Origin of the sequence: Ornithinibacter sp. (assembly GCF_035443565.1) — a bacterium.
GTDB lineage: Bacteria > Actinomycetota > Actinomycetes > Actinomycetales > Dermatophilaceae > Fodinibacter.
On record NZ_DAORSO010000379.1, the window covers coordinates 1 to 1,303 of the forward strand.

Below are 1,303 nucleotides of genomic sequence, written 5' to 3' on the forward strand. Positions count from 1 at the left end.
TGGGTGAGCCGGTGGCGGTGCTGGCCAGCACCGCGGCGTCGGCCTCCTGCTGGGGGCGGCGGGCGTCGGCGCGGCGGGACTTGCGGATCTTGCGGTACATCCGGCCGGTCGCCTGCTTGACGACGTGGATGTCGGGGTGGCCCGGGGGCAGTTCGGTCAGTTCCTCGAGGACGCGAAGGGTGGTCGCGAGGTCGTCTGGGTCGATCCCCCGGGGCTGTTCATCCACTGCTCGAGGGTACGGGCGGGGCACTCGTTCACCCGCATCGGCGCCGATCAGTCGCGGTTCTGGGCGGCGTCGATCAGGGTGGTGAGGCGGTCGCGGATGTCCTCGAGCTCGCTGACCTCCATGCCGAGGCGGGCGATGATCGCGGGTGGGATCTTCTCGGCCTTGCGCCGCAGGCGGCGCCCGGCCGGGGTGAGGCTGACGGCGAGGGCGCGGTCGTCGCGGGGGTCGCGGTCGCGCACGACGAAGCCGCTGGTCTCGAGGCGCTTGAGCAGGGGAGACAGCGTCGCCGGCTCCAGGCTGAGTCGCTCGGCGAGTTCGGAGACCCGCAGCGGCTCGCTCTCCCAGAGGGCGAGCATCACGAGGTACTGCGGGTGGGTCAGCCCCATCGGCTCCAGCAGGGGCCGGTAGAGCCCGATGACGGTGCGCGAGGCGACGGCCAGCGCGAAGCAGACCTGACGATCGAGCGCGAGGAGGTTCCCGGCATCCGGGGTCGTGTCGGTAGGGGGGGTGGAGGTCTGCGGGCTCACGGATTTCATCCTACGGCTGCGGGCCGCTAACTTAGGGGCCGAACAGTTAGTGGACTAACAAAAGGACAGACATGGCCAAGGCGGACCGTGAAGGGCTCTCACTGGGCTACCGGATCATGTGGCGCATCAAGTACGCGGGGCTGCACGTCTTCGGCCCCGCCCAGCTCGGCACCGAGAACGACCCGCAGGCCCGGCTCATCCGGCAGCGCGAGGCCAAGGTCGCCGCAGCCCGCGCCGAGCGCGAAGCTCGCGACGCGCACGGCTGAGGTTCGCGCGGTGGTGCAGGTCACGGCATAGGCGGGGCCGCTGCGCCGTTGGACCGACCTGTGAACACCGACGTCGACAGGAAGGTCGTCATGACCGACAGCACGACCACCGCATCGCCCCCCACCAGCGAGACCGCCGCGGCCACCGCTGCCCCGCGCGAGGTGCGCTTGGTCTCCCGCCCCGTCGGTTGGCCCACCCACGCCGACTTCGAGGTGGTCGATAGCGAGTTGCCCGACCTGGCCGATGGGCAGATCCGGGTGCGCAACACGGTCATGTCGGTCGA

2 protein-coding genes and 2 pseudogenes are annotated in these 1,303 nt (G+C 70.8%); 2 read left to right on the forward strand and 2 right to left on the reverse strand.

Translation table 11 applies throughout. From position 1 onward, the window contains the following. A pseudogene (locus PLL68_RS15330) lies at positions 1-226 on the reverse strand (short-chain dehydrogenase); the annotation flags it as partial. A 47-nt stretch (positions 227-273) separates the two neighbouring features. Continuing rightward, positions 274-753, reverse strand: coding sequence for a MarR family winged helix-turn-helix transcriptional regulator (locus PLL68_RS15335; protein WP_324535580.1), 480 nt, complete (start codon positions 751-753; stop codon positions 274-276). 71 nt (positions 754-824) lie between these two features. Here PLL68_RS15335 and PLL68_RS15340 point away from each other — a divergent pair, with 71 nt between their 5' ends. Beyond that, the gene (locus PLL68_RS15340) at positions 825-1,019 is read left to right on the forward strand and encodes a hypothetical protein (protein ID WP_324535582.1); all 195 of its coding nucleotides are present in this window, start codon (positions 825-827) and stop codon (positions 1,017-1,019) included. A gap of 60 nt (positions 1,020-1,079) precedes the next feature. Beyond that, positions 1,080-1,303: pseudogene (locus PLL68_RS15345) on the forward strand (hypothetical protein); the annotation flags it as partial.